Origin of the sequence: Gordonia asplenii, from assembly GCF_012933505.1 — a bacterium.
GTDB lineage: Bacteria > Actinomycetota > Actinomycetes > Mycobacteriales > Mycobacteriaceae > Gordonia > Gordonia asplenii.
Window position 1 is genome coordinate 151150 of sequence record NZ_JABBNB010000007.1, and the last position, 26431, is coordinate 177580.

Sequence of the window (26431 nt, forward strand, 5' to 3'; positions counted from 1 at the left end):
TCAGTCGCCATTCGGGTGCTGCGAGATCCCGACCAACCGACGCAACGGCGTCGCCAGACCGAGGTCACGAAGTTCCGGCGCTATCAGCTGATGCAGCACCAGGCCGTCCATGGCCGCAAGGACCACGGCCGCACACGCCTCCGGATCGATCACGTCCCCCTCTCGTCGTAACCAGTCGGCTATCGCGGTGCGGGATTCGCGCAACACCTCGGCGAGGCCGGCACGCATTCGCTCATGCCGGGTGCCCGCCAACAGCATTTCGGTGAATACAGTCGTGGCCGCCTGGTCGGCACGGTACGACGCCAACGCGTCCAACAGTGTCGCGAGTCCGGCAGCTCCCGTGTCCGAAACCGCTGCCCGCACCACGCCCGCAACTTCCTCTTGCGCCAGACGCAAAGACGCGTCGATCAACAGATCGGTCACCGACGGAAAGTGATAGTGCACCAGCCCGGGCGGCAGGCCGGCGCGCAGGGCCACCGAACGAGTACTCGCCGCACCCCAACCCTCTTCAGCGATCACCTCGACGGCGGCATCCATCAATCGCCGTCGAGTTTCTCGCCCCTGCTCCGCGGCCGTCACCACGGGGTTCTCCTCGGGCGTTTGCACTGGGCAATCACATTGGGCATATGTCCAAGCTAGGCCCGATATGGCCTGTCCACAAGGTCGGATCTGGAGGCCGCCCGACTACGGGCGGACGACAATTCGGCGAGCGGCCGAGAGCCGCAACGGGAATCGGGAGACGCGCGCTCGTCGCGGGCAAAACCGGGAACAGCGACGGCCTAACACCCCGACAATGACGCAGCCAAGACATCCCGCGACGGCGCGTCGAGGTACAGCCGGTAGGCGATCAGGATCGTGACGAACTGCGTCGCGTACTGGCAGTGAAACCCCGGCGCGGGCGGCATCCACCGCGCCGGTTCCTGATCGCTCTTGTCCATGTTCGACGCCCCGTCGACGGCGACCAGGTTGGCCGGATCGTTGGCCAGATCGGCCCGTTGCGACGCCGACCAGCCACTCGCACCCATGTCCCACGCGTAGGACAGCGGCACGATGTGATCGATCTGCACCGCAGACGAGTTGCGGCCCCGCCGGAATGCCACGAACGATCCCGTGTACGGGCTGCGCAACTCGCCCGACAGCACCGCGCGAGCACAGCCCTTCGTCGCGTCGGTGCGCACGTCGGTGAGGTCGCGCCGCAAGATGTCGTTGCGCGTGTCGCAGCCGTTCCCCGCGTCGGCGACGCCGGTGTCATCGGTCCAGGCGATCCCGAACGCGGACCGGTCGTAGTCGGCGCGATGGGGTGGACGGTGTGCGAGGACCGGGACGATCGCCAACTGCGCCAACATGTTCCGGGCCACCGGACTCACCGACCGGTGCGACGACGATACGGCCAGTCCGCCGACGACGATGATCGCCGACCCGACGAACGCCCATACCGCGAGCCACGCCCGCATCGATAGCCGCCGATACGGGTAGCGCGCTGAGGCGATTCGCCAGCGTCGACGCCGGGCGCGACGACGCAGCCAACGTCGAATCGCGGGAACGGCGTCGTCGAGTGCAGAAGGGTCGAGTCCGGACGGAATGAGACGCATGGGAATGAGACGCAGCACGGGGTACGACCGGTTCCACCCGAACCGTGCGGATTATGCGAGAAACTCCAGCACCGCCGCACTCGCCGTTTCGCGCGCCTCGTCGAAGTAGGCGTGCCGCGCACCGTCGAACACGTGTCGGTGGCTTGGCGGGATCCGGCCGGCGAGGAGATCGGCGTTGACGACGGGTGCGAACTGATCGTCGGAGCCATGCAGGATCAGGGTCGGCGCGGCGATCTGCGGCAGCACCTCCCACGCGTCGTGACCGTTGCTCGCCGAAAGGTGTTGCCGGCGGGCCCTGTCGCTCATGTCTGGATCACCGAGGACATGGTAGGGACCGGGATTGGCGGCCTGCCAGCGCGGCGTGTACATGAGGTCGATCAGAACTCGTTGCGCGTCGGGACCGTTGAGTTGCCGACGAATCTCCTGACTGCGCTCGACGGCGTGCGCACCGCCCGGTGTCGTGCAGCCGAGGACCAGACGTCGTACGCGTTTCGGCGCGATGACGGCCAGCCATTGTGCGCTACGACCACCCATCGACGTTCCGTAGACGTCGAAGCGCCCGACGTCGAGCGAATCCATCACCGCCACTGCGTCTTCGGCGAACTGCCTGGTCGAATACGACCCGTCGGGAGAGTCGCTGCCGCCGGTGCCGCGATAGTCGAAGGTGACCGTGGTGTGCCGCTCGTCAAAGTCGGGACGCGTGCGGTCCCACCAGTGGTGGTTGTTCGCCTGCCCGGGCAGCAGCAACAGCGTCGGGCCGGTTCCGCGCACTTGAACGGCCAGCCGGGTCCGGTCCGCGGCCCGCGCGAGTTGCCGATATTCGCGGGCGATCATGTCTTGTCCAGGTACTCCAGCCGGGGCGCCAGAATGTCGTCGATGAGGCGCGCCGCCCCGAGATGATCGGCGAGCGACAGGTCCTCGCCGACGACTTCCTCAGCGAGTTCGCGAGCGTCGGAGATCACCTCGGCGTCGTCGAGCAACGACAGGAAATGCAGCGATGACGTTCCGCCGGACTGCAATTCGCCGAGAACGTCACCCTCGCGACGCTGTTCGAGGTCGACGCGGGCCAGTTCGAATCCGTCCGTCGACGCCGCGACCGCGTTGAGCCGCTCGCGCGCCTGCGACACTTCGGCGGCCCCGGAAACCAGCAGACACAGCCCCGGCCATTGCCCGCGGCCGATGCGGCCACGGAGCTGATGCAGTTGACTGACGCCGAAGCGGTCGGCGTCGATGATGACCATCATCGTCGAATTGGGGACGTCGACGCCGACTTCGATCACCGTCGTGGCGACCACCAGATCCAATGCGCCCGAGGTGAAGTCGTCCATCACGGCAGCCTTCTCGTCGGCCGGGAGGCGACCGTGCAGCAGTCCGAGGCGGTACTGCCCCAACGGACCGGCGCTGAGCATCTCGTAGAGGTCGAGCACTGAAATCGTCTGCGGCTCTTCGCCTGTGCCGGACTTGGCCTTACTTCTGCCGCCAGTCTTGGTGTCCTCGTCGCCGATCCGCGAACAGACCACGTAGACCTGTCTGCCCTTGTCGATCTCCTCCGCGGCCCGCTGCCAGACGCGTTCCATCCATCGCTCGTTGCCCAGCGGCACCACGTTGGTGGTGATCGGCTGACGCCCCTTCGGCAACTCCGCCAGGATCGACGTCTCCAGATCACCGAAGACGGTCATCGCGACGGTACGCGGAATCGGCGTCGCCGTCATCACCAGGTGATGCGGGACCATCCCGTCAATCGCTTTGCCGCGCAGGCTGTCTCGCTGCTCGACGCCGAACCGGTGCTGCTCGTCGACGACGACCATCGCGAGGTCGAAGAAGTCGACGTGATCTTCCAGCAGGGCGTGGGTGCCGATGACCAGTCCGGCGTTGCCGGTGACGATCTCCAGCAGCACTCGCCGTTTGGCGGCGGTACGCATCGACCCGGTGAGCAGCGCGACCGACGTCGCCCCATCGACTCCGTCGAGTTCACCCGCCCGTCCCAACTCGCCGAGCATGGTCGTGATGGTCCGGTGATGCTGCGCGGCAAGCACTTCGGTCGGCGCGAGCAGGACGCATTGGTGCCCGTTGTCGACCACCCGCAGCATCGCGAGCAACGCGACGAGCGTCTTGCCCGAGCCCACCTCGCCCTGCAGCAGTCGGCTCATCGGCGCGGACCCGGCAAGGTCGTCGCCGATCTCCGCCGACACCTCTTGCTGCCCGGCGGTCAACTCGAACGGAAGCCGCAGGCGCAGTTGATCTTCCAGGCCACCGACGACATGCGGGCAGGACGGCGCCGACTCGATCCGTCCGACGGCGCGGCGTTGCGCGAGGACCAGCTGCATGGCGAACGCCTCATCGAACTTCAACCGATCCTGTGCCCGCTCGACGTCGGAGTCGACGTCGGGCAGGTGCACTTTCCACAGCGCTTCGTCGAGCGTGATGAGCCCACGCTCGCCGCGCTGCTTCTCGGTGAGCGCTTCGGGTACTTTCTCGATGCGCCCCAACAGGTCTCGGATCGACGCCCAGATCTGCCAGGTCTGCACCTTCTGGCTCGCCGGGTAGATGGGCAGGATGGATCGGTCGAGGTCGGCGAGGAACTGCTCCCCCGCCTTGCCCTCCACGAGTGACTTGTCGACGCCGAGCGCCTGAGCGAGCATGTCGGGGCCGGCCACCTCGTCGAAGCCGACGTCGCCGTCGGGCAGCGGTACGTGCGCCGGGTGGGACAGTTGAATCTTGTTGTTGTAGTACTTCACCGCGCCGGCCAGCATCACCCGCGTGCCCGGCCTCAGCTTCTTCTGCAGATACCTGGCGTTGAAGAAGCTGACGTCGTAGGTCTGACGCTCATCTGCCACAACGACTTTCAGAAACTGGCCGTGCCGTTTGCGCATCTGGATCATGTCGGCCTTGATCACCCTGCCGATCACCGTGATCCACTCGCCGGGCTCCGGCAGCAGCCGTTCTTCGCTGACCTGCCCGCGCCGCACATAGCGTCGGGGCGCGTACCGTAGCAACTGCCCCACCGTGTACACCCCGAGGTCGGCGAGGCCCTGAGCCGTCGCCGGACTGATCACCGCCTCCAGCGGCGCGGTCAGCGGGATCGGAGGTTGCCCGGCCACTACTCGATTCCCACTTGCAGCAGCTGATCGGGTTGCCCGGTTTCATAGACCGCCATCTCGACGCCGGCGTGGCGATCACGCAAATGTGCCCCGAGTCCGTCGAGAACCGTTGCGCCGGACTCTGATTCGGCCAAGCCCGCGCCGACGAGCACCGTCATCAGCTCACCTCCGGTGGCCAGCAACAGGTCGACGAGCGCCGTCGTCGCGGTCAGCGGATCAGCACCGATCACCAGGGCGTCGGAGCCGATGAACCCCAGCAGATCGCCGACCTCGCACAGCCCGACGAGCGTCATCATCTTGCGCTTGGAGACCACGATCGACCCCCACCGCGTCGAGGCGGCCGCCTCGGCCATCGCGTACGCGTCGGCGTCGGGGCTCTCGGCGGAATCGTGAACGGCCAGCGCCGAGAGGCACTGCACCATCGAGAGCGTCGGAATGAAGACCACCGACCGCTGACTCGACCGCGCCTCCGCGGCGACGCTCACCAATTCCTGAGCCGGCAGCACACCGTTGGCCATCACGATCACGTGCGCGGCGTCGGCCACCCGGATCGCGTCGGCGAAGACGCTGGCGGAGACGCCGGTGTCGGCCCGCACCGTCGCAGCGCCTGCATCGCTGAAAAGTTCTTGCGCCCCATCACCTTTCACTGCGACCACCACGGCACGTTTATGCCGAGGGGGCGGCTCGTGATTGTCCGGTTGCGCCCGCAGCGCGTCGAGCGCGAAACAACTGATCCGCACGTCGGACATCAGCCCGACGACGGTGCCCGCCTCCACGGCCTTGCCCGGGTCGCTGGTGTGCACGTGCACCGAAAAACGTTCTCCGCCACCGGAACTGTCGCCGACGATGACCACCGAGTCGCCGATCTCATTGAGGTAGTCGCGCAGGCGGCCGATGCGCTCACCCGCCGACGAGTCGAGGCAGTACATCACCTCGAAGTCCATGTCACTGTCGGTGGCGCACGGTTCGGCGAAGTCGTGGCCGGTCAGATCACCGCCGCCGACGAGGATTCCGCGATACGGACGCCGTTTGTTGGACACCCCGGTCAGCACCAGCACCATCGAATCGAGCAGTGCCAGCAGGCCGCGGCCGCCCGCGTCGACGACGCCGGCGTGGGCGAGTTCGGCGAGTTGCTCGGGAGTGTGTTCGAGAGCTTCGGCGCTGTCGTCGGCGACTGCGCGCGCCTGGTCCGCCGCCGACGCCGCCACGTACTCTGCGGCGCTCTTCGCCGCGACGCGCAGCACCGTCAGCACAGTGCCCTCGCGCGGCTCGCTGACGGCGCGCACCGCCGCGAGCGACGCCAGGCGCAGTCCCGTCGACCACAGCCGATTGAACGTCTGCTCAGCTTCGGTGGTGGCGAGGTCGGCGGCGTCGGCGATGCCGACGAGGACCTGCGACAGGATGATTCCCGAGTTGCCCCGCGCGTTCGCAACCGCGGCGTCGGCGATGGCTCGCGCGACGTCGGCGACCGACGCCCCGGCGTCGATCTCGCCCGCGGCGTCGGCGGCCGCCGTCATCGTGAAGACCATGTTGCTGCCGGTGTCGGAGTCGGGAATCGGGAAGACGTTGAGGTCGTTGATCTCGCCGCGCAGGGCTGCGAGCGTCTGCGCGCTCGCGCGCGCCCAATCGCGCAGCAACTGCGGATTCATCGCGGCTGACGCGGGTGACGGCGGGTGCACGGGACCGGTGGGTGACATCAGTGACTCAGATTACCCGCAGCCCCCGACAACACCGGATTTGGTCCGATCCGCGTCCGACCGCTATTCTTGCAGGGTTGCCTTGTGGGGTGGTTTGTCTGCACCGCGGACTACCACGACGGTCACGCCGAAAGCGGCGCGCGCTGTTTCACGGGCTCGACAAGACCAGTTTCCAACAATATGAGGGAGTTCGATATGGCTGCCGTTTGTGACATTTGCGGCAAGGGCCCCGGCTTCGGCAAGTCGGTTTCGCACTCGCACCGGCGCACCAACCGCCGCTGGAACCCGAATATCCAGTCTGTGCGTGTCGAAGTTGCGCCCGGTAACCGCAAGCGCAAGAACGTGTGCACCTCGTGCCTCAAGGCCGGCAAGACCGCGCTGCACGCCTGAGTCAGAGCACCGCGTAACAACTTTCGATGACCCGCCCGGCCAAGTGCCCGGCGGGTTTTCGCTGTCTGCGGACCGCACGATAACCTCGGATCATGACCTCCCCAACTCCGCTCGTCACCCAGGACGGCCGTGTCCTGACCATCGCCATATCCACCGCCGAGAAAGGCACCTCCCTCAACCGTCAGGGCGTCACCGAAGGCGCGTTGGCCCTGCAGCAGGTGGCCCGAGGGCAGCGTGACGTAGCAGCGGTCGTGCTGGTCGGCAACGGAGCCAACTTCTGCGCGGGCGGCGACGTCTTGTCGTTCGCGGGCGCCGACGACCGCTCGGCATTCCTGCGCGACCTGGCCGACAACTTCCACGCCTTCGTCAACGCCCTGCACGAGTCGCGCCTGCCCGTCGTCGCCGCGGTCAAGGGCTGGGCCGCGGGCGCGGGGATGAGCGTCGTCACGCACGCCACCATCGCCGTCGGCGGAACATCGACCAAGATGCGTCCCGCCTACAGCGGTATCGGCTTGAGCCCCGACGGCGGCATGACCTGGATGCTCCCCCGGATCGTCGGCGCCGCGCGCGCCCGCCACATCATTCTCACCAACAAGATCCTCGACGCCGACGAGGCGCTGTCGCTCGGCCTGCTCTCGGAGATCGTCGACGACGATGCCGTGGAGGCTCGCGCGCACGAGATCGCGGCGCAACTCGCCGCCGGTCCAGCCGCGGCGTATGCCGCGACGGTCGGGTTGATCCAGGCGGGTGCCACCCGTTCGCTGCCCGAACAGCTCATCGCTGAGGGTGCGAGCATCTCGACACTGGCCGCCGGCGCAGAGGGCCGAGAAGGCGTCGACGCGTTCGTCGAGAAGCGCAAAGCCGTGTTCGGTTAGTTCGGCTGGGGCGTGGTCGAGTGCTGAAACCCCCCGCTCCCCGAGTGCCGACCGAGCTCGCGAGGTCGGGTCGCCCCGCTCCCCGAGTGCCGACCGAGCTCGCGAGTTCGGACCGCCCGCTCCCCGAGTGCCGACCGAGCTCGCGAGGTCGGGCCACCCCCGATCCCCGAGTGCCGACCGAGCTTGCGAGGTCGGTGTAACGAGGGGTCCGGCGACACAAACAGACCACCGCACCCCGCACCCAAAACCGAATGCACCCAACAGATTTCACGCAGCAACACTTCTTCTCACACTCAACACCAATAGTTCCGGGTTAACCGTGAGAAAAACGTGTTGAGGTTCGTCTAGCAGCCACGTCGCAGTGGTCGGGCTGGTCTTCTCAGCTCACCAGACCCCTCGTTACACCGAACTCGCGAGCTCGTTCGGCACTCGGGGATCGGAGGATGCCCACGCCATCGATCCCAAACTCACTCGCCGAGAGCGCGAGCATCTCGACACCGGCCGCCGGCGCAGAGGGCGTCGACGCGTCCGTCGAGAAGCGCAAAGCCGTGTTCGGTTAGATCGGCTGGGGCGCAAATCAGCCGCGGCGTGGTCGCGTGCCCGCCCCCGCTCCCCGAGTGCCGACCGAGCTTCGCGAGGTCGGTGTAACGAGGGGCCGGCGACACAAACAGACCACCGCACCCCGGCACTGCAAACCGAATGCACCCAACAGATTTCACGCCGCAACACTTCTTCTCACACTCAACACCAATAATTCCGGTTTAACCGCGAGACAACGTGTTGAGGTTCGTCTAGCAGCCACGTCGCAGTGGTCGGGCTGGTCTTCTCGGCTCACCAGACCCCTCGTTACACCGAACTCGCAAGCTCGTTCGGCACTCGGGGAGCAGGGGGTGGCCCGGACTCGCAAGCTCGTTCGGCACTCGGGGATCGGAGGATGCCCGCGCCGTCGACCCTAACCTCGCTCGCCGAGAGCGTGAGCATCTCGACACCGGCCGCCGGCGCAGACGGCGTTGACGCGTCCGTCGAGAAGCGCAAAGCCGTGTTCGGTTAGATCGGCTGGGGCGAGGTCGGGCCAACCCCGCTCCCCGAGTGCCGACCGAGCTTGCGAGTTCGGTGTAACGAGGGGCCGGCGACACAAACAGACCACCGCACCACGCACCCAAAACCGAATGCACCCAACAGATTTCACGCCGCAACACGTTCTCTCACACTCAACACCAATAGTTCCGGGTTGACCGCGAGAAAACGTGTTGAAGTTCGTCTAGCAGCCACGTCGCAGTGGCCGGGCTGGTCTTCTCGGCTCACCAGACCCCTCGTTACACCGAACTCGCAAGCTCGTTCGGCACTCGGGGAGCGGGGGGTGGCCCGGACTCGCACGCTCGTTCGGCACTCGGGGGGCGAGGCGGTCCGAATTCGCGAGCTCGGTCGGCACTCGGGGAGCGGGGGTGGCCCGAACTCGCGAGCTCGTTCGGCACTCGGGGATCTGGGCGGATCAGGTTCGCTTCCACGAACCTCAGCTCGGCAGTCTCCAGTCCACTGGGTCGGCCCCCAGGTCCTCCAATGCCTCGTTCGCTCGGCTGAATGGGCGCGAGCCGAAGAAGCCGCGCGACGCCGACAGCGGCGACGGGTGCGGCGATTCGATCACCGGGACGTCGGGCAGCCATTCCTTCAAGTTGCGGGCGTCGTTGCCCCACAGGATCGCGACGAGCGGTTCGCCTTCGCGGGCCACGAGCGCTTTGATCGCGCACTCGGTGACCGCCTCCCACCCCTTGCCTCGATGGGACGCGGGGGCGCCCGGCGACACTGTCAGCACCCTGTTGAGCAGGAGCACGCCGGCGTCTGCCCACGGCGTCAGATCACCGTTGGCCGGCTTGTCGTAGCCGAGGTCGTCGCAGTACTCGGTGTAGATGTTGGCCAGCGAACGCGGGATCGGCGAGACGTCGGGTGCGACCGAAAAGCTCAGTCCCACAGCATGTCCCGGCGTCGGGTAGGGATCCTGCCCGACGATCAGGACGCGCACGTCGTCGAACGGCTTGGTGAACGCCCGCAACACGTTGACGCCCGCCGGCAGGTAGCCGCGCCCGTCGGCGATCTCGGCACGCAGAAACTTGCCCATCTCGGTGATGACCGGCGCGACCGGTTCCAGAGCGAGCGCCCACCTCGGATCGAGGAGTTCGGACAGCGGCTTGGGAGCGGACGTCACGCCTCGGCCTCCGGGCCGTCGAGCCGACGCAGCGCGGTGCGGTAGTACTGACCGTTCTGAAAGTACATTTCGACGTTGCCGTCGAGATGCCCCTCGGGCACCTCGTAGCCGGCGCGGACTTTCGCCGGAACACCCAAAGCCATTGCGCGCGAGGGTACTTCGAAATTGAACGGGACCACGGCACCGGCCCCGACGATGGCACCCGCGCCGACCACCGAGCCGTTGAGCACGATCGACCCGGACGCGATGAGGCAACCGTCGCCGATCGTGGAGCCTTCAATGTGCGCGTTGTGCCCGACAACGCACCCCGCGCCGATGACTGTCGGATCCATTGGCGTGCAATGGATTACGGTGCCGTCCTGGATGTTTGTGCGGGCCCCGACGGTGATGGTGCCGTAGTCGCCGCGCAGCACCGCCCCCGGCCACACCGACACGCCGTCGCCGAGGGTGACGGCGCCGATCACTGTGGCATCGGGGTGAACATATACGTCTTTGCCCAGGACCGGTTCACGATCGCCGAGTGCATATATCGCCATGGGGGCAAGATAGCGCGCTACGCCGCACCCCGACCCGGCGGCCCGCCGTTAGGCAGACGTCTAATCCCATTCCATCCAGAAGTCGAGTTCCAGATCCGTCTCCGACGGCGACACCTGGTAGGCGGTGAAATCGGTGACGCCGTCGGCGGCGAGCACCGCGTCGTCGATGTAGCACTGTCCGGTGGCCGCCGACGACGGCTTGGTGATGATGCTCATCGCGGCGTCGCCCATGATGTCGACGGTGCGACTGCGCGACACCAGTTCGTTGGACAGGATGTTGCGCACCGCGGCGGTGTCGATGGTGGTGCGCGGCCACAGTGAGTTGGCGGCGACGCCGTCGGCCGCGAGCTCGGCGGCCAAGCCGATGGTCACCAGCGACATCGAGAACTTCGAGATCGTGTAGGCGGTGCCGATGTTCGCGAACCACTTGGGGTCGAGGTTCAGCGGTGGCGACAGGGTGAGGATGTGCGCATTCGGCGACTTGCGCAAGTGCGGAATCGCCGCGCGCGACAACATGAACGCTCCGCGCGCGTTGATGCTCTGCATCAGGTCGTACTTCTTCATGCTGATGTGTTCGGTCGGCGTGAGATCGAGGGCGCTCGCGTTGTTCACGACGATGTCGATGCCGCCGAACTTCTCCACCGTCGCCGCGACAGCGGCATTCACCGACTCTTCGTCACGAACGTCGCCGACGATGGGCAGCGCCTGTCCGCCCGCCTCCTCGATCGCCTTGGCCGCGGTGTAGATGGTGCCCGGCAACTTGGGATGCGGCTCGGCGGTCTTCGCGACGAGTGCGACGTTGGCTCCGGCTCGTGCCGCGCGGACCGCGATGGCTTCGCCGATGCCGCGACTGCCGCCGGACATGATCAGGGTACGGCCTTCGAGCGGACGGTCTTGTGACGTCATCGTCACGTCCTTTCTTCACGCTCGCAGAGGAGACCACGAGCTAACGATCGGTCGTACTGACTGTGCCGGTTGGCGACATTTCTTGTCAATACCTGCAGAAAGATTCGACACGCGCTGACTCAAGTGTTCAGATATTCTAAACACCATGGATGCTGAAACCGAATCGTCCGACCCCGGCCGCCGGATCCGCGCGGCCCGGACGGCGCGCTCGATCTCGCTGCGCTCACTCGCCTCGACGATCGGCGTGAGCCCCGCGACGCTCAGTCAGATCGAGAACGGACACACCGGACTGAGCGTGCGACGCCTCGAAGCCATCGCCGGCGCATTGGGCGTGAGTGCGGGCATCCTCCTCGACGGGCGCGACGACGCGGCGTCGGCGAGCTCCCCGCGCCGCCCGCGTGAGGCGGGCACGCATTGGCGCACCTACTCCCCGCTCGACTTCGACCCGATTCTGCTCGGCGCGCTCGACGAGTTCCTCGACGTCGGCTATCACGGCACCAGCATGCGCAAGATCTCGGCGCGCTGCGGTGTCTCGGTACCCGGCATCTACGGGCACTACGCCAGCAAGCAAGACCTCCTGATGACGGTCCTGTCGGAGACGATGAGCGAACTCGAATGGCGAGCCGACGCGGCCGTCGCCGAGGGCCACGACCCCGTCGGCAAGTTCTGCCTCATCGTCGAGAATCTCGCCCTGTTCCACACCCATCGCCGCCAACTCGGCTTCCTCGGCACCAGTGAGGTGCGCGCACTCGAACCGGCCAACGACGAAGCGATCGCGGCGCGTCGCAATCGGCAGCAGGTGACGCTCGACGGCTTCGTGTTCGACGCCGTGCGCGCGGGCGACTTCCACGTCCGCGATCCCGGCGACGCGGCGCGCGCGGTCGTCACGATGTGCACGTCCCTGCCCAATTGGTGGCAGCCCGACGGCCGGCTGCATCCCGAGGACATCGCCGCCGACTACGTGGGTTTCGCGCTGCGGTTGATGGGACACCGTGCGGCTGAGATCAAAATGACTGCCAGCCATGAAGATTCGGCTCCGCGCCGTCGATGAACACCCCGGCGCCCGCCGATGCGCGGCCGATGATCGTCCAGCCGTGCGGCGGGGCGTCGCCGAACGCCGCCAGCAACTGGTGGTCCTCGCCACCGGCGAGCGCCCAGCGTCGAACCGAATCGTCGTCGCCGATCAGCTCCGCGATGACCGGCGCGAACCTAGGCGTCGGGATGGACCGCGATGACACATCCAGTCGCACAAGCGAAGCCGCCGACATCGTGATGAGTTCTTCGATGAGCGCGTCGGACACGTCGGTCATCGCGTCGGCTCCCACCGCCGCCGCGCGAGGGCCCTGCGCCAAGTCGGGCGCGGGCAGCACGAAGGCACTGACCGCCTCGTCGATCGCCCAGTGCTCGGATCGCCTTGTGCGACTGCGTAATCCGTCGACCCCGGTGGCGAGGACCGCATATCCGGCGGCGGCTGCGCCCAGCGGTCCGCTGACCGCCAGCACGTCGCCGGGTCTGACATTCGCCAGCGTCACGGGCCCGGCGTCGAGCACACCGACACTCGTCACGGCGAGGGAGATCTCCGACGCCGAGACCAGGTCGCCGCCGAGGACGCGCCCGCCGAGTCGGTGCGTCTGATCGATGATGCCCTGATTGATCTCCAGCAGGGTCGTGACCGGCGTGGTCGGGGGCATGGCGATCGATACCAGCACCCCCGACAGCCGGGCGCCCATCGCGGCGACGTCGGCCGCGCTGGCGATCACCGACCGCGCGCCGATCTGCCACGGGGTGGACCAATCCAGCCGAAAGTGCCTGTCCTGCACCGCGGTATCCACCGACAGGACGGTCTGGCGGTTGCCCGCGAGGACGGCGGCGTCGTCGCCGGTACCGATCACGATGTCTTCGGCGACCTCGGAATCGGCACCGGCGGAGCGCATCACCGCGAGCAGCGCCCGCTCGCCGACGTCGGCGATCGTCTGATTCACCTCGTTGACCACAGCGGTCAGTGTAGGTGCACCCTCGATCGGACCGGACATTAAACTGGGCTGCCGTGAGCGATGCTTCCGACGACACTCCCGCCCCCGACGAAACCGTCGCCGAGACCACCGGCGCGTCGACTCCGGGGCGCCTGCATCCCGCGTTGATCGCGACGCTCGTCGCGATTCCGGTGATGGTGCTGGTCGGGTTCATCGCCTTCGCCGCGCTCAAGCCCGACGCCGGTTCCCCGATCGATGCCTATGCCTCGGCGTCGAACACCTCCGCCGACTGCGCGAAGCTGGTGAGTGCGCTGCCCGCGACCTTCAACGGCTACGAGAGCAAGAGCGTCGACGGGGATGTCGTGCGCTGGGCCTCGACGTCGGGCGGCGAGGCGATCAGCCTGCGCTGCGGCGTCGGGCGCCCTGACGGGCTGGCGCCGTCGTCGAAGTTGCAGGTGGTGCACCCGGTGCAGTGGTTCATCACCGACACGATCGACGGGCGGGGCCAGGCCTATGTGGCCGTCGATCATCGCCCGTACGTCGCGATGTGGGTGCCGATCAACGCGGGCAACGCGGCGATCACCGAAGTGTCCGGAATCATCGACCGCACGCTGCCCCGCGCTCCACTCGACCTGGGGTGACCTCACCCGGGCAGTGACGTCCGCCGACCGCCGACGACGTGTATCACCGGGCGCGCGACGAGCAGCGAATCGGGCCCTCGCACAAACGAATCGGTGTCGAGAACGATGAAATCGGCGGCGTAACCCGCAGTCAATCGACCGGTGAACGATTCCATCTGACTCGCGTACGCCGCGTCGGATGTGCCATGCGCGAACGCCTCCGCCATCGACAGCGCATACCGCGGATTATTCGGCGGCAGTGTCGGATCGATGGCCGACCGGCGGGTGGTGGCGATGAACATGTTGGGCAGCGGTGCGTTGGGCGCTGTCGGCGCGTCGGTGCCGAACGCCACGACCGCGCCCGCGTCGGTGAACTCCGGCCAGGCGAAGCCGCGCTCGACGCGATGGTCACCGAGTACCGCGGCCCAGTTCTCGCCGATGGCGGGATCACTGTGCACCGGCTGCATCGATGCCACCACGCCCAGTGCCGCGAGCCGCTCGACGTTGTGCGGCGCAACGTACTCGAGGTGCTCGAGCCGGTGACGCCGAGTCGCCCGGGGACCGTTGCGTATCGCAGCCTGTTCGAGCGCGTCCAAGGCCAGATCCGACGCCGCATCACCGATGGCGTGCATCGCGATCTGCAAGCCCGCCGCGTCGGCGGCCACCACCACCGCGGTCAGCGCGTCGCGATCCCACAGCGGGTCCGGATGCGAACCGTCGGCGAACGGATGCGACATCGCCGCGGTACAGCTGTCGATGACGCCGTCGACCATCAGTTTGATGCCGCGCACCGACAGCCACGGCGAGTCCAGCCGAGCCCGCAGCTCCACCGCGCGCGCCACCTGGGCGAGGTTCTCGGCGTCGGTGGCCCGCTGTTCGACGAGCCAATGCATCGCGACGCGCACCGGAAGCCGTCCGTCACCGGCGGCGAGCGCGCGTTCGAGAGCGCCGAGGTCATCGTCGGTGGTGGCCATATCAACCACCGTGGTGACTCCGTCGGCGCGATAACGGTGCAAGGCCAGTCGCAGGGCGTCGTCACGCTGCTGATCGGTCACCTGCGCATCCAGGAACGTGCGCATGAGCTGAAGTGACGCGGCTTCATACAGCATGCCGTCGGGTTCGCCCGCGGCGTCACGGCCGATCTGGCCGCCGATCGGATCCGGCGTCGAGGAGTCGATGCCCAGCTCGCGCAGTGCCGCGGAGTTCAGCCACGAGGAATGTTGATCATTGGCCGTGAGATACACCGGGCGGTCGGGTTCGACGGCATCGAGCAGTGCGCGCGTCGGCCGTCCGCCGTCGATCGCGGTATACAACCAGCCGTGTCCGACGATGCGCGGGGCCGCCGGATCGGCACCAGCGAACGCGGTGATCCGCCGGGCGATCTCGGCGAGGTCACCGGCGTCGAGCAGGTCGATCTGGGCCAGCGACTCGCCGAAACCCACGATGTGCGTGTGCGCGTCGATGAATCCCGGCATCGTCAGCCTGCCGTGTAGATCGACTACCTCCGCGCGCTCGAATCGCTGGTCGGCGACGTCGGCGTCACCGACGAACACGATCCGATCATCTTGCACCACAACCGATTCCGCCCATGTGCTGCCCGGCGAGAACACCCGGCCGCCACGATAGTGAACCGTCGTCATCGAAGACCTCCCACCGTCGCGCCCGGCGCGACCATTGTTCGAAACTCGGTATCGGCCACCGGCGAGCCGACCTTGATCTGCGCGGTACACGACGCCGGGGACAGCGCGATGGTCGCCAGCGTCGACCATCGATCGCCGAACTGCGCATCGGGGCTTGGGACGCAACACAATTGGGGCTCCCCCGGACCCGACCGCAGCACCTGCGCCAGGTCCACCGCGCACGTCGGAACGCTACCGGCGCGCACGGCGTCGGCCATTCTGGCCTCGATGAGCGCGAGGCGCTGTTGGGAGTCGGGGTCGTACAGGCCCGACTTCTCGCCCATCGCGTTCGACGCCGCCAGGAAGTGGTTGGTGTGTACGACGAACCCGTTGCGCGGCAACAGTATCGCTGTGCCTGCCGGGCTGATCTCCACGCACGCAACCGAGTCGCGATCGACCAGCGTGAGGGCACCTGAGCTGGCCATCGGCGTCTGCGCGACGATGTCGATCGCCTCGGCGACCGACTCCGCGTCGGCGAGCAGTCGGGCGGCGAGCAGGTGGATGGGCACCGCCGTGGGCGCGTCGTCGCGGTGCCCGAGGATGTTGAAGAACACGCCGACTCCGGCGTCGTTGATGCCGATCTTCGCCAGGATGCCGGCCTCGGTCAGGCCCGTGTATCCCACGCGTGTACCCGCCACGCTCTGCGTGTGCCAACCGCGACTCAGCTCGTCATGCCAATCCCACGTCTGAATACCGAAGGGGCTCACCGATTCCGGCGTCGGATCGATTACCAGGGTGGAGCACTCGGGCGATGCGGAGCCGGCCAGCGCCAGAATCTCGGTGCGTCCGTTGAGCGCCAGGACATTCCACGGCTCCAGCCCGCTGCCCGTCGCGACACCGGCGAGTTCGGCGGCGGTCGCCTCGTGCCAGCGGGCCACCGAATCGCCGATCCGGCCCGCGTGTTCGCGAAGCTGTCGTTCGGTGACGCCGATCGAGGCGAACAACCTCGAGTACAGCTCCAGCACCCCCGGCAGGACCTCGCGCAGGACCTGCCCGCGGGCTCGCCCCCGGTCGGCGGCAGAACTGGCGTCGATCGACAGATGAAGCGGTTCACCGGCGCGCATCAGTCGGCGCTCCGTCCGTACAGCACGGTGCTCAGCGTTCCATAGACGACGGCGGCGACGATGACCCCGACCGGCAGTGAGAGATCGATGCCGCCGATCCACCCCGACACGACGCCCTCGAAGGTCTCGGTGTGGATACAGGCGAGGGCGGCGGCACTGCCGGCGACCAGTGCGATCGCGCCCGCCCAATTGATGCCCCAGTGGTACCAGTGTTCGCTCGACGCCGACTCGTCGCTCAGTTCCACGCCGTCATACCTGTTGCGGCGCAACAGAATGTCTGTCGCATAGATCGCCATGACCGGCCCCAGGACCGCGACCAGGAACTGCAGCCAGCTGCTGACCGTGTCCAGGAAGTTCGACACCAGCAGCGCGTAGAGCGTCATCAGCACGCCGACCGTGCCGTCGAGCAGCACCGTGACCGACCGACGCAGCCGGATACCGATCGCCTGCAGCGCCAGCCCCGAGCTGTACGCGGTCATCGCATTGTTCGCGATCGTTCCGATGACGACGGCGATCAGAAAGATCGGCATGAACCAGGAGGGCAGCACCTGCCCGAGCGAGGTCTGCGGGTCGGTCATGTCGATGGCGGTGCCCGCGAGCGCGCCGATCGAGGTGAACAGGACGCTGGGCACGAACGAACCTATCGCCGTCCACGACGCCACCGCGACCGACGACGTGTCCGCGGGCAGATAGCGGGCGAAGTCGGCGCTGTTGCTGTACGACAACGGACCCGAGGCGACCAGGGCGAGGCCGGCGGTGAGCACCGCCCACAACGACGTCCCGTGCAGCGTCTCCTGCGGCTGATACGACCAGTCCGCATGACCGATGACATATGCCGCGAGCACTGTGAACACGACGGTCAGCACGACGGTGAGCGGCGTGTACAGCCGCACGATGGTGCCGTGTCCGTAGACGCTGATGGTGAGAGTGATCGCCGCGATGAGCAGGATGAGCGCGATCTTCACCGGCGTCGTCACCTCGATGCCCAAGCGGTCGGCCACCGCGAAAGCCGCGAGGGACGCGGCCGCCCAGTTCAGCGCTAGATAGCACACCGACACCAGCCAACCGGTGAGTGCGATGTTCACTCGATTTCCGCGGATGCCGAACATCGCCCGCATGATCACTTCGCTGGGTGTGCCCGACGCCGGGCCGCTGACGGCGAGCAGACCCACCCCCGCGGACAACAGGTTGCCGACGACGATCACTCCGATCGCCTGCCACAGGTTCAACCCCATCAGGATCAGCGCACCGCCGACGACGAGGGCGAGGTAGCTCACATTCGGCGCGGCCCACACGCCGAAGAGGTCGCGAGCGCGCCCGTGGCGTTCATCGGGCCCGATCACGTCGATGCCGTGCGCCTCGATCGATCCCCGACGTTCGGGGTGCGGCGGTAGGTCGTCGCGCGGGACTGTCTCGTGGGCGGTGGTTTCCATCGGTTCTCCTGATGCTGCACTGTCGCGCCGTAAAGTGGCGCTCACGGCGTGTCGTTGTTTCCGTGATGGCGATCACGCTATGGACCCAAATCGATTTGGGCAAGGTCAGAAGGCACGATTTTCGACACCAAACGTGTTTGGTACTCGGGAGAGGTGGACTACGCTCGGGCCATGGCGACACGACCCACCATTCACGACGTGGCTCGCCGGGCCGGAGTGTCGGCGACGACGGTGTCGCATGCCTTCAGCGGAAAGGGTGTGGTCTCCGCGGCTACTCGCCAGCACGTGCGGCAGGTCGCGCGCGCTCTCGGCTATCGCCCCGACATCCTGGCGCAGGGGCTGCGCAGCAACCGGTTGGGCGTCATCGCGCTGATCCTGCGCCCACTCGACGACTACAGTGATTCCGCGCCGTCGGGCGTCGACTATTTCCTGCGGTTCACCGGCGCCGCCGCATTGACCGCGCTCGCGGCCGGATACGGACTGATGCTCGTCGGTGACCCGTCCCAAGACGACGGACCCGGCGCGGCGCTCGCGTGCGACGGATGCCTGGTGACCGAGCCGGTGTCGAACGACCCTTTGCTCGACCTCCTGTATCGCAAGGAGATCCCCACCGTGACCGTCGGCCGGGACGTCGCGCGGGCGCCCGACGACCGCACCGTCGACGTCCAGACCGGCCCGATCACCCGGATGGTCCTGGATCACCTGTCCGCGGCGGGTGCCCGCCGAGTGGCGTTGGTCACCGGACTGGCGGCCAACTCGTGGAACCTCGACACCGCCGAGGCCTACCGGGCGTGGTGTGCGACGACGTCGACGACCCCGCGCGTCGTCGGCTGCCGCGAGGACGACGGCGCGGCAGCCGGACGCCACGCGGCCGCCGAGTTGTTCGAGCACGACCAGCCGCCCGATGCGCTGTACTGCTTGACCGGGCGGCATACGGTCGGAGTATTGAAGTATCTGCAGGACAACGGAATCCGAGTGCCCGACGACGTACTGCTGGTTTGCGGCTCGGACGCCGAGGAGGTCCGCGCGACGACGCCGTCGATCTCCGCGGTCGACCTGCGGCCCGAGTCGCTCGCCCGGGTCGCGGTGACGACGTTGATCAATCTGCTGGCCGGCCGCGACGTCGAGCCGGGCGACGACACCTTCGGCCGACTGGCCGTCCGCGAGTCGACCACACGTGCGATCTGACGCCCGGCTGGGCCGATAACCCGCGACCCTACCGCGCCTAGACGTGACCCAGGCCATACAATAGCGCGGACGCCCGACGTTGTTCCGGCCCGCTCCGGACGAACGGCGTGCACATCTCAAGCCGAGTTGGAGGTACCTGCATGACCCGCGTGATGACGGACTTGGAGATCTTGACCGAGTTGGAACCGGTCGTCGAAGACAACCTGAATCGGCATCTGGGGATCGCCAAAGACTGGTACCCGCACGATTACGTCCCATGGAGCGAGGGCCGCGACTTCGCGGCGATGGGCGGCGTCGACTGGGACATCGAGCAGTCGCAGTTGTCCGAGGTCGCACGCGTCGCGATGATCACCAATCTGCTCACCGAGGACAACCTGCCGTCCTATCACCGCACCATCGCCGAGCATTTCACGCTCGACGGCGCGTGGGGCACCTGGGTGGGGCGCTGGACCGCCGAGGAGAACCGCCACGCCGTCGCCATGCGCGACTACCTCGTGGTGACCCGCGGCGTCGATCCGGTGCAGCTGGAGAACGACCGCATGGTCCACATGACCCGCGGCGTCCACGCACCCGACGACTTCAACGGACCGCTCGACCAGGTGGCCTACGTCAGCTTCCAAGAGCTGGCCACCCGCGTGAGCCATCGCCAGACGGGCCTGGTGTGCAACGACCCGGTCGCCGACGCCATGCTCAAGCGCATCGCCCTCGACGAGAACCTGCACATGATCTTCTACCGCAACCTCGCGACCGCGGCCTTCGACCTCACTCCCGACCAGGCCATCGTGTCCGTGGTCAAGATCCTCAAGAGCTTCGGCATGCCGGGCACCGGAATGCCGAACTGGCGCCGCAACGGCGCGCTGATGGTCAAGCACGGCATCTACGACCTCCGCCAGCACCTCGACGAGGTGGTCCGACCGATCCTCAAGATCTGGCGCGTCTTCGACCGCGACGACTACGGCCCCGAGGGTCGTAAGGCTCAGGAAGAGCTGGGCCTATACATGGAGCAGCTCGAGCGCGATGTACTCAAGTTCGAAGAGAGCCGCGCCCGACTGGTCGCCCGCCTGCGCGCCAAGGCCGAGCGCGAAGAAGACGTCGCCACCCTCGTCGGCGGCTGAGCCTGCCACCTGCTGCCGGTTGAGCCGGGCCGGAGCGGTAGCGCAGGCCCGTGCGAAACCATGCGACCCAACGGTGCCAGCGCACGAAACACCCTGACTCCGTCGCGAATTCGACTCACCGTGGTTTCGACTCGGCTGCGCCTCGCTCAACCACCATCTGCCGGTTGAGCCGGGCCGGAGCGCTAGCGCAGGCCCGTGTCGAAACCACGCAACCCAACGGTGTCAACGCACGAAACGCCCTGACTCCGTTGGGAATTCGCCTCACCGCGGTGTCGACTCGGCTGCGCCTCGCTCAACCGGCAGAGGGGTTGCGCCGCTCGGAACTACGTCAACACGGCGCAACCCCCGCGTTAGCCGCGCTCGGCCTTGGTGCTGCGGCCGAGCAGCGAACTGATGGCGTCGGGTACCGACAGTCCCTCGTGACAGACCGCGTTGACGGCGGCGGTCAACGGCATGTCGACACCGTGCTTCTCGGCCAGCGCCCGCACCGACGAGCACGACTTCACTCCCTCGGCCACCTGACCGTTGGTGGCCTCCTGCGCCTCGGCGACGGTGGCTCCCTCACCGAGGCGAGCGCCGAAGGTCCGGTTGCGCGACAGCGGCGACGAGCACGTCGCCACCAGGTCACCGATGCCGGCCAACCCCGCCAGCGTCTCGATGCTCGCGCCGACGGCACCGCCGAGCCGGATGGTCTCGGCCAGACCGCGGGTGATGATCGTGGCCAGGGTGTTCTGCCCCAGCCCGACGCCCGACGCCATGCCGCACGCGAGCGCGATGACGTTCTTCACCGCGCCGCCGATCTCGCAGCCGATGACGTCGGTATTGGTGTAGGGCCGAAAGTAGTTGGTGGAGAACGCATTCTGAATCTCGATGGCGCGCTGTTCGTCGGTGCAGGCGATCACCGTGGCGGCCGGCTGCTGCTCGGCGATCTCGCGGGCCAAGTTGGGTCCGGACAGCACCGCGATCTGGTCGGCCGGGAACTCGGTCACCTGCCCGATGACTTCGGTCATCCGCATCAGGGTCGACGTCTCGATGCCCTTGGCCAGCGACACCAACGACGCGTTCGGCGCGATAAGCGGCTTCCATTCGGCGAGGTTGGGGCGCAGCGTCTGCGACGGCACACCGCAGACGACGATGTCGGCGCCGTCGAGTGCCTCGGCGACCGATGTGACCGCCCGCAGGCCGTCGGGCAGCGTGACACCCGGCAGGTAGTCGCTTCGATGCTCGGCGTTGATGCGATCGGCCATCTCGGGGCGTCGTGCCCAGATCCGGGTGTCGGTGCCCGCGTCGACCAGAACCTTCGCCGTCGTCGTGCCCCACGACCCTGCGCCCATCACTACCGCTTGCACCTGCGACTCCTTCACGCCCAGCCCGTCTCACCGGGAACCGCCGTCAACTGACCGATCCAAGAGTATCCGGTGGGGCAGATCGGCGGTGCCGACTCCGCCCCGCCAAAGCGGCTGCCCCGTTCGGCGGTCATGATGGACGCATGGACTCCCCGCCCATCCTGGGTGCCACGCGCGGCGAGGTCGCCGTCGTGCTGGCGGTCAAGGAACTCGCCAACGCCAAATCCCGGCTGGCCCCGTCGATCCCCGATCGCGCTGGCCTCGTACTCGCGATGTTCGCAGACACCGTCGATGCCGTACGTGCGGCCGGTGTCGAACACATCGTCGTGGTGAGCCCGGACACCGACATCGCCGACTGGGCCGGACGCCATGGCGTGACACACGTCGACGACCCCCGCCGCGATTCCTCGCTCAACGCCGCCTTCGCGATAGGCGCCGACGCCGCGCGGTCGGCCGACCGCGATCTCGTCGCCATCGCGCTGCTGCAGGCAGACATCCCCGCCGTACGGCCCGCCGAGTTCGACGACGCGCTGACCGCGGCCCTAGCCCATCCGCGTGCGGTGGTCGCCGACCGCGAAGGCACCGGCACGACGATGTTGGTGCGTCACACCGACATCGACGAACCGACCGCCTTCGGCCGCGGATCGGCCGCGGCGCATCGGGCGGCCGGTGCCGTCGACCTCGATCCGCTGGGTGACAACTGGCCGGGTCTACGCACCGACGTCGACACCTTGGCCGATCTCCGGGCCGCCGCGGCGCTCGGGATGGGCAAGCACACGAGTCAGTGGATCGAAGCTCGACCGTCTGCACTCGCACGCGAACGAGATGCGTCATGATTGACCGGTGAGTCCCGACGATGCCGCAGTCCGCCCGACCGATCCCAGTCCCGGGGCTCCCCCGGCCGCCACTCCACTTCCCGACGCGTCCGCCGACCTTCCCGAAGATCGCTACCTCAACCGCGAATTGAGCTGGCTCGACTTCAATTCCCGCGTTCTCGCGCTCGCCGAGGACACGTCGATGCCATTGCTCGAACGGGCGAAATTCCTTGCGATCTTCTCGTCGAATCTCGACGAGTTCTTCATGGTCCGCGTCGCCGGGCTCAAACGCCGCGACGAGACGGGACTGTCGGTGCGGTCGGCAGACGGACTGTCACCACGGGAGCAATTGCTGCGGATCGCCGGCCGCGCCCAGACGGTCGCCAACCGGCACGCGCGCGTCTTTCTCGACGCCGTGCAACCGGCGTTGGCGGAGAACAACATTCACGTGGTCTCGTGGGGGGATCTCAATCCCACCCAGCAGGCCCGCCTGGTCGAGTACTTCACCGAGCAGGTGTTCCCGGTCCTCACCCCGCTGGCCGTCGATCCGGCCCACCCATTCCCGTATATCAGTGGCCTGTCGCTGAATATGGCTGTGACAGTGCGTGATTCGGGAGAGCCGGGCGAGCATTTCGCACGCATCAAGGTGCCCGACAACGTTCCGCGTTTCGTCCGTGTCGACAAACTGGTGCCTGCCGAGTCGACCGGCCGCCACGGCGAGGACACTCCGCCCGCGCATCGCCCTGCCTTGTTCATGCCGCTCGAGGAGCTCATCGCGGCCAATCTGTCGTTGCTGTTCCCCGGCATGGAAGTCGTTGAGCACCACGCCTTCCGGATCACCCGCAACGCCGATTTCGAGGTGGAGGAAGACCGCGACGAGGACCTGCTGCAGGCGCTCGAACGCGAGCTGGCCCGCCGCCGCTTCGGTTCGCCGGTCCGCCTGGAGGTGGCCGACGATATGAGCGAGCACATGCTCGAGCTGCTGCTGCGCGAGCTCGACGTCGATCCCGGCGATGTGATCGAAGTGCCGGGGCTGCTTGACCTTTCGTCGCTCTTCGAGATCTACGGCCTCGACCGCCCGCATCTCAAGGAGCGGCCGTTCGTGCCGGTCACCCATCCGGCTTTCGGCGAACGCGAAACCCCCAAGAGCGTCTTCTCGACCCTGCGCGAAGGCGACGTGCTGGTCCACCATCCCTACGACTCCTTCTCGACGAGCGTCCAGCGCTTCATCGAGCAGGCCGCGGCCGACCCGCAGGTGCTCGCCATCAAGCAGACGCTATACCGCACCTCCGGCGACTCGCCGATCGTCAACGCGCTGATCGACGCAGCCGAGGCGGGCAAGCAGGTGGTGGCGCTCGTGGAGATCAAGGCACGCTTCGACGAGCAGGCGAACATCAAGTGGGCGCGGCAGCTGGAGCAGGCGGGCGTGCACGTCGTGTACGGCCTCGTCGGGCTGAAAACACATTGCAAGACCTGCCTTGTCGTGCGCCGCGAAGGTTCGGCGATCCGGCGGTACTGCCATATCGGTACCGGCAACTACAACCCCAAGACCGCGCGGTTGTACGAGGACGTGGGCTTGTTCACCGCGGCGCCCGAGGTCGGCGCCGACTTGACCGACCTGTTCAACACCCTGACGGGGTACTCGCGCAAGCAGGAGTACCGAAATCTGCTGGTGGCACCCGCCGGCATCCGGGCCGGCATCGTCGACCGCATCGACGTCGAGATCGAGCGTTTCCGCGCCGGGGACACCACCGCCCGAATTCAGTTGAAGGCCAACGCGCTCGTCGACGAGGGCGTCATCGACGCGCTGTATCGGGCGTCGCAGAACGGCGTCCCGGTGGAAGTGGTGGTGCGCGGCATCTGCGCGCTGCGGCCGGGTATGCCGGGCATCAGCGAGAACATCGTCGTCCGGTCGATTCTCGGACAGTTCCTCGAACACTCCCGCATGCTGCATTTCGGCGCGCAGAACGAGTACTGGATCGGATCGGCCGACATGATGCACCGCAATCTCGATCGGCGCGTCGAGGTGATGGTCCAGGTGCGTGACGAGCGGCTGACCGCCGAACTCGCCGATGTCTTTGCCTCAGCGCTGGATCCGCGTACGCGCTGCTGGACGCTGAATTCCGACGGCAACTGGACGGCATCGCCCGCCGAGGGCGAAGAAGTCCATGATCATCAGCGCGAGCTGATGGCACGACATCGCCGTCTCGCGGTTGGCAGTTCGTAACCTGACGACCATAGACTCACGAGACGATGACGACGAAGAATCCTTCCAACGGACGGCGAATCGTGTGGGCGGCCGGCGGTGTGCTGTGGCGCACCGCCCCGGCGGGATCCGGCGTTCAGATCGGGCTGGTGCACCGGCCCCGCTATGACGATTGGACTCTCCCGAAAGGCAAAGCCGAAGCGGGCGAGTCGATCTTCCGGACCGCGGTGCGTGAGATCGCCGAGGAGACCGGCTTCTCCACCGTCCTCGGCCGCCATCTGTCGAGGGTGGCCTACGACCTCAACGACCATACGGTCAAGAAGGTCCACTACTGGTCGGCGCGCGCGACCGGCGGAGAGTTCGTCGCGAACCACGAGGTCGACGAGTTCGACTGGTTCGATCTGGCGAAGGCCCGACGCCGGCTCACCTACCAATTGGATCGAAAGATCCTGGCGCAGTTCGCATCCACGCCCGCGCAACTGCACACCTTCCTGTTGGTCCGGCACGCCAAGGCGGGCCGCCGCTCGCAGTACCGGGGCGACGACCGATTGCGGCCGCTGGACAAGAACGGGCGTGCGCAAGCCGAAGCGCTCACCGATGTGCTCGAAGCCTTTGGGGCGCAACGGGTACACGCGGCGGACCGGGTGCGCTGCATCCAGACGGTCCGGCCACTCGCCGATCGGCTGGGGACCGACGTCGTGGTGGAACCGCTGTTGACCGAAGAGGCATTTGCGGCCGACCCTGCTACGACCCGCGAACGTGTCGTCGAATTGGCATGCGACACAACTTATGTCCGCGCTGTCTGCAGTCAGGGAAAAGTGATTCCGCCGGTGATGAGCTGGTGGACTCACCACGACGGCGTGCGTCTGGCACCCAATCGCAACCGAAAGGCCAGCGTCTGGGTCGTCTCGATGTCCGACGGCGATGTGGTCGCCGCCGACCACATCGCGTCGCCGCTGCCCTCGTAGCCGATCAGAACTGACTCACAGAACAATTCGGCCGTCGGCGGGGCAATTCGGTCCTCGACGGGGGAAGAGCCGTCGAGGACCCATGCGCGTGTCGGGCCGTGCTACCGGGCGCGTTTGGCCGGAGCCTTCTTCGCCGCGGTCTTCTTGGCGGGTGCGGCTTTCTTTGCGGCGGTGACCTTCTTAGCCGGGGTGGCCTTCTTCGCGGGAGTCACCTTCTTGGCCGGAGTGGCCTTCTTCGCGGCGGTGACCTTCTTAGCCGGGGTGGCCTTCTTCGCGGGAGTCACCTTCTTGGCCGGAGTGGCCTTCTTCGCAGCGGTCGTCTTCGTCGCGGTGGCCCGCTTGGCCGGCGCGGCCTTCTTGGCCGCGGTCTTCGCGGGTGCCGCGGTGGCACCGCCGCGGCGAACCGCCGGGCCGGACGCGGTCAGCTTCTGCTTGCCCGCCACCACAGCCTTGAACTGAGCGCCCGGGCGGAACGCCGGCACCGACGTCGCGCGCACCTTCACCGTCTCGCCGGTGCGCGGGTTACGTGCGACACGCGGTGCGCGCTTGCGCTTTTCGAATACGCCGAAACCGGTAAGCGTCACCGTGTCACCGCGGTGCACGGCCCGCACGATGGTGTCGATGAGGTGCTCGACGGCATCGGTCGCGGTCTTGCGATCCGTCTCGAGCTTCTTGCTCAGCTCGTCGATGAGCTCTGCCTTGTTCATGAATCCTCCGCAAGCTT

23 protein-coding genes are annotated in these 26431 nt (G+C 67.2%); 9 read left to right on the forward strand and 14 right to left on the reverse strand.

Translation table 11 applies throughout. The annotated features are described in order from the left end of the window. The 5 genes from HH308_RS08845 to HH308_RS08865 form a co-directional block, all read right to left on the reverse strand. Positions 1–582: a TetR/AcrR family transcriptional regulator gene (locus HH308_RS08845; RefSeq protein WP_170193821.1), complete on the reverse strand. Its 582-nt coding sequence runs from the start codon at positions 580–582 to the stop codon at positions 1–3. 197 nt (positions 583–779) lie between these two features. Continuing rightward, positions 780–1592, reverse strand: a complete 813-nt coding sequence (locus tag HH308_RS08850) for an HNH endonuclease family protein (RefSeq protein WP_170193822.1) — start codon at positions 1590–1592, stop codon at positions 780–782. A 51-nt stretch (positions 1593–1643) separates the two neighbouring features. Beyond that, complete coding sequence (locus tag HH308_RS08855) at positions 1644–2426, reverse strand: alpha/beta fold hydrolase (protein WP_170193823.1); 783 nt, start codon at positions 2424–2426, stop codon at positions 1644–1646. Next, a complete protein-coding gene (recG, locus tag HH308_RS08860; RefSeq protein WP_376767197.1) occupies positions 2423–4693 on the reverse strand; it encodes an ATP-dependent DNA helicase RecG in 2271 nt (756 codons plus the stop codon). The genes HH308_RS08855 and recG overlap by 4 nt, the downstream gene beginning before the upstream one ends. Then, positions 4693–6390 (reverse strand): fatty acid kinase ATP-binding subunit FakA, encoded by a 1698-nt coding sequence (locus HH308_RS08865; protein WP_246284417.1) that lies wholly within the window; start codon positions 6388–6390, stop codon positions 4693–4695. The genes recG and HH308_RS08865 overlap by 1 nt, the downstream gene beginning before the upstream one ends. Before the next feature lie 195 nt (positions 6391–6585). Here HH308_RS08865 and rpmB point away from each other — a divergent pair, with 195 nt between their 5' ends. Together rpmB and HH308_RS08875 are read left to right on the forward strand one after the other, a co-directional pair. Then, positions 6586–6780: a 50S ribosomal protein L28 gene (rpmB, locus tag HH308_RS08870; RefSeq protein WP_170193912.1), complete on the forward strand. Its 195-nt coding sequence runs from the start codon at positions 6586–6588 to the stop codon at positions 6778–6780. A gap of 92 nt (positions 6781–6872) precedes the next feature. Further along, positions 6873–7655 (forward strand): enoyl-CoA hydratase/isomerase family protein, encoded by a 783-nt coding sequence (locus HH308_RS08875; RefSeq protein ID WP_170193824.1) that lies wholly within the window; start codon positions 6873–6875, stop codon positions 7653–7655. Between the two features lie 1513 nt (positions 7656–9168). On the opposite strand, the gene HH308_RS08880 is transcribed toward HH308_RS08875, so the two are convergent. Genes HH308_RS08880 through HH308_RS08890 form a run of 3 tightly spaced genes read right to left on the reverse strand, consistent with a single transcriptional unit; the run spans position 9169 to position 11300 of the window. After that, the gene (locus HH308_RS08880) at positions 9169–9858 is read right to left on the reverse strand and encodes a uracil-DNA glycosylase (protein WP_170193825.1); all 690 of its coding nucleotides are present in this window, start codon (positions 9856–9858) and stop codon (positions 9169–9171) included. Further along, positions 9855–10394 carry a gamma carbonic anhydrase family protein gene (locus HH308_RS08885; RefSeq protein WP_170193826.1) on the reverse strand — a complete coding sequence of 180 codons (540 nt, stop codon included), beginning with the start codon at positions 10392–10394 and terminating at the stop codon, positions 9855–9857. Before HH308_RS08885 ends, HH308_RS08880 begins: the two co-directional genes overlap by 4 nt. Positions 10395–10454: 60 nt before the next feature. After that, the gene (locus HH308_RS08890; RefSeq protein WP_170193827.1) at positions 10455–11300 is read right to left on the reverse strand and encodes an SDR family oxidoreductase; all 846 of its coding nucleotides are present in this window, start codon (positions 11298–11300) and stop codon (positions 10455–10457) included. A 145-nt stretch (positions 11301–11445) separates the two neighbouring features. Between HH308_RS08890 and HH308_RS08895 the strand changes: the two genes are divergently transcribed. Continuing rightward, positions 11446–12351, forward strand: a complete 906-nt coding sequence (locus HH308_RS08895) for a TetR-type transcription factor C-terminal domain-containing protein (protein WP_170193828.1) — start codon at positions 11446–11448, stop codon at positions 12349–12351. Here the strand turns inward: HH308_RS08895 and thiL are convergent. Beyond that, positions 12305–13294, reverse strand: a complete 990-nt coding sequence (gene thiL / locus HH308_RS08900; protein WP_312870488.1) for a thiamine-phosphate kinase — start codon at positions 13292–13294, stop codon at positions 12305–12307. The two genes, HH308_RS08895 and thiL, sit on opposite strands and share 47 nt — an antisense overlap. 53 nt (positions 13295–13347) lie before the next feature. On the opposite strand from thiL, the gene HH308_RS08905 reads away from it, so the two are divergent. Next, a complete protein-coding gene (locus HH308_RS08905; RefSeq protein ID WP_312870489.1) occupies positions 13348–13914 on the forward strand; it encodes a DUF3515 domain-containing protein in 567 nt (188 codons plus the stop codon). A gap of 2 nt (positions 13915–13916) precedes the next feature. On the opposite strand, the gene HH308_RS08910 is transcribed toward HH308_RS08905, so the two are convergent. Genes HH308_RS08910 through HH308_RS08920 form a run of 3 tightly spaced genes read right to left on the reverse strand, consistent with a single transcriptional unit; the run spans position 13917 to position 18069 of the window. Beyond that, a complete protein-coding gene (locus HH308_RS08910; protein ID WP_170193830.1) occupies positions 13917–15533 on the reverse strand; it encodes an amidohydrolase in 1617 nt (538 codons plus the stop codon). After that, entirely contained in the window at positions 15530–16636 is a 1107-nt protein-coding gene (locus HH308_RS08915; protein WP_170193831.1) for a C45 family autoproteolytic acyltransferase/hydrolase, read from the reverse strand. Before HH308_RS08915 ends, HH308_RS08910 begins: the two co-directional genes overlap by 4 nt. Further along, positions 16636–18069: a purine-cytosine permease family protein gene (locus HH308_RS08920; RefSeq protein ID WP_170193832.1), complete on the reverse strand. Its 1434-nt coding sequence runs from the start codon at positions 18067–18069 to the stop codon at positions 16636–16638. Before HH308_RS08920 ends, HH308_RS08915 begins: the two co-directional genes overlap by 1 nt. Positions 18070–18240: 171 nt before the next feature. Here HH308_RS08920 and HH308_RS08925 point away from each other — a divergent pair, with 171 nt between their 5' ends. Next, positions 18241–19257: a LacI family DNA-binding transcriptional regulator gene (locus tag HH308_RS08925; RefSeq protein WP_170193833.1), complete on the forward strand. Its 1017-nt coding sequence runs from the start codon at positions 18241–18243 to the stop codon at positions 19255–19257. A 140-nt stretch (positions 19258–19397) separates the two neighbouring features. Next, on the forward strand, positions 19398–20372 hold the full coding sequence (locus tag HH308_RS08930) for an acyl-ACP desaturase (RefSeq protein WP_170193834.1): 975 nt from the start codon (positions 19398–19400) through the stop codon (positions 20370–20372). 350 nt (positions 20373–20722) lie between these two features. On the opposite strand, the gene HH308_RS08935 is transcribed toward HH308_RS08930, so the two are convergent. After that, complete coding sequence (locus tag HH308_RS08935; RefSeq protein WP_170193835.1) at positions 20723–21721, reverse strand: NAD(P)H-dependent glycerol-3-phosphate dehydrogenase; 999 nt, start codon at positions 21719–21721, stop codon at positions 20723–20725. Between the two features lie 140 nt (positions 21722–21861). Here HH308_RS08935 and cofC point away from each other — a divergent pair, with 140 nt between their 5' ends. The 3 genes from cofC to HH308_RS08950 are packed head-to-tail and all read left to right on the forward strand — an operon-like array spanning position 21862 to position 25707. Beyond that, the gene (cofC, locus tag HH308_RS08940; protein ID WP_170193836.1) at positions 21862–22554 is read left to right on the forward strand and encodes a 2-phospho-L-lactate guanylyltransferase; all 693 of its coding nucleotides are present in this window, start codon (positions 21862–21864) and stop codon (positions 22552–22554) included. A gap of 7 nt (positions 22555–22561) precedes the next feature. Further along, positions 22562–24760 carry an RNA degradosome polyphosphate kinase gene (locus tag HH308_RS08945; protein ID WP_170193837.1) on the forward strand — a complete coding sequence of 733 codons (2199 nt, stop codon included), beginning with the start codon at positions 22562–22564 and terminating at the stop codon, positions 24758–24760. A gap of 26 nt (positions 24761–24786) precedes the next feature. Next, the gene (locus HH308_RS08950) at positions 24787–25707 is read left to right on the forward strand and encodes an NUDIX hydrolase (RefSeq protein WP_170193838.1); all 921 of its coding nucleotides are present in this window, start codon (positions 24787–24789) and stop codon (positions 25705–25707) included. A gap of 101 nt (positions 25708–25808) precedes the next feature. Here the strand turns inward: HH308_RS08950 and HH308_RS08955 are convergent, their stop codons facing one another. Continuing rightward, positions 25809–26414: an HU family DNA-binding protein gene (locus tag HH308_RS08955; RefSeq protein WP_170193839.1), complete on the reverse strand. Its 606-nt coding sequence runs from the start codon at positions 26412–26414 to the stop codon at positions 25809–25811. Between the last annotated feature and the right edge of the window lie 17 nt (positions 26415–26431).

Bases quoted from the DNA above. Each gene is read 5' to 3' on its own strand.
- HH308_RS08850 (WP_170193822.1), bottom strand. From the start codon at position 1,592: ATGCGTCTCATTCCGTCCGGACTCGACCCTTCTGCACTCGACGACGCC.
- HH308_RS08855 (WP_170193823.1), bottom strand. From the start codon at position 2,426: ATGATCGCCCGCGAATATCGGCAACTCGCGCGGGCCGCGGACCGGACC.
- HH308_RS08865 (WP_246284417.1), bottom strand. From the start codon at position 6,390: ATGTCACCCACCGGTCCCGTGCACCCGCCGTCACCCGCGTCAGCCGCG.
- rpmB (WP_170193912.1), top strand. From the start codon at position 6,586: ATGGCTGCCGTTTGTGACATTTGCGGCAAGGGCCCCGGCTTCGGCAAG.
- HH308_RS08875 (WP_170193824.1), top strand. From the start codon at position 6,873: ATGACCTCCCCAACTCCGCTCGTCACCCAGGACGGCCGTGTCCTGACC.
- HH308_RS08885 (WP_170193826.1), bottom strand. From the start codon at position 10,394: ATGGCGATATATGCACTCGGCGATCGTGAACCGGTCCTGGGCAAAGAC.
- HH308_RS08890 (WP_170193827.1), bottom strand. From the start codon at position 11,300: ATGACGTCACAAGACCGTCCGCTCGAAGGCCGTACCCTGATCATGTCC.
- HH308_RS08895 (WP_170193828.1), top strand. From the start codon at position 11,446: ATGGATGCTGAAACCGAATCGTCCGACCCCGGCCGCCGGATCCGCGCG.
- HH308_RS08910 (WP_170193830.1), bottom strand. From the start codon at position 15,533: ATGACGACGGTTCACTATCGTGGCGGCCGGGTGTTCTCGCCGGGCAGC.
- HH308_RS08915 (WP_170193831.1), bottom strand. From the start codon at position 16,636: ATGCGCGCCGGTGAACCGCTTCATCTGTCGATCGACGCCAGTTCTGCC.
- HH308_RS08920 (WP_170193832.1), bottom strand. From the start codon at position 18,069: ATGGAAACCACCGCCCACGAGACAGTCCCGCGCGACGACCTACCGCCG.
- HH308_RS08925 (WP_170193833.1), top strand. From the start codon at position 18,241: ATGGCGACACGACCCACCATTCACGACGTGGCTCGCCGGGCCGGAGTG.
- HH308_RS08930 (WP_170193834.1), top strand. From the start codon at position 19,398: ATGACCCGCGTGATGACGGACTTGGAGATCTTGACCGAGTTGGAACCG.
- cofC (WP_170193836.1), top strand. From the start codon at position 21,862: ATGGACTCCCCGCCCATCCTGGGTGCCACGCGCGGCGAGGTCGCCGTC.
- HH308_RS08950 (WP_170193838.1), top strand. From the start codon at position 24,787: ATGACGACGAAGAATCCTTCCAACGGACGGCGAATCGTGTGGGCGGCC.
- HH308_RS08955 (WP_170193839.1), bottom strand. From the start codon at position 26,414: ATGAACAAGGCAGAGCTCATCGACGAGCTGAGCAAGAAGCTCGAGACG.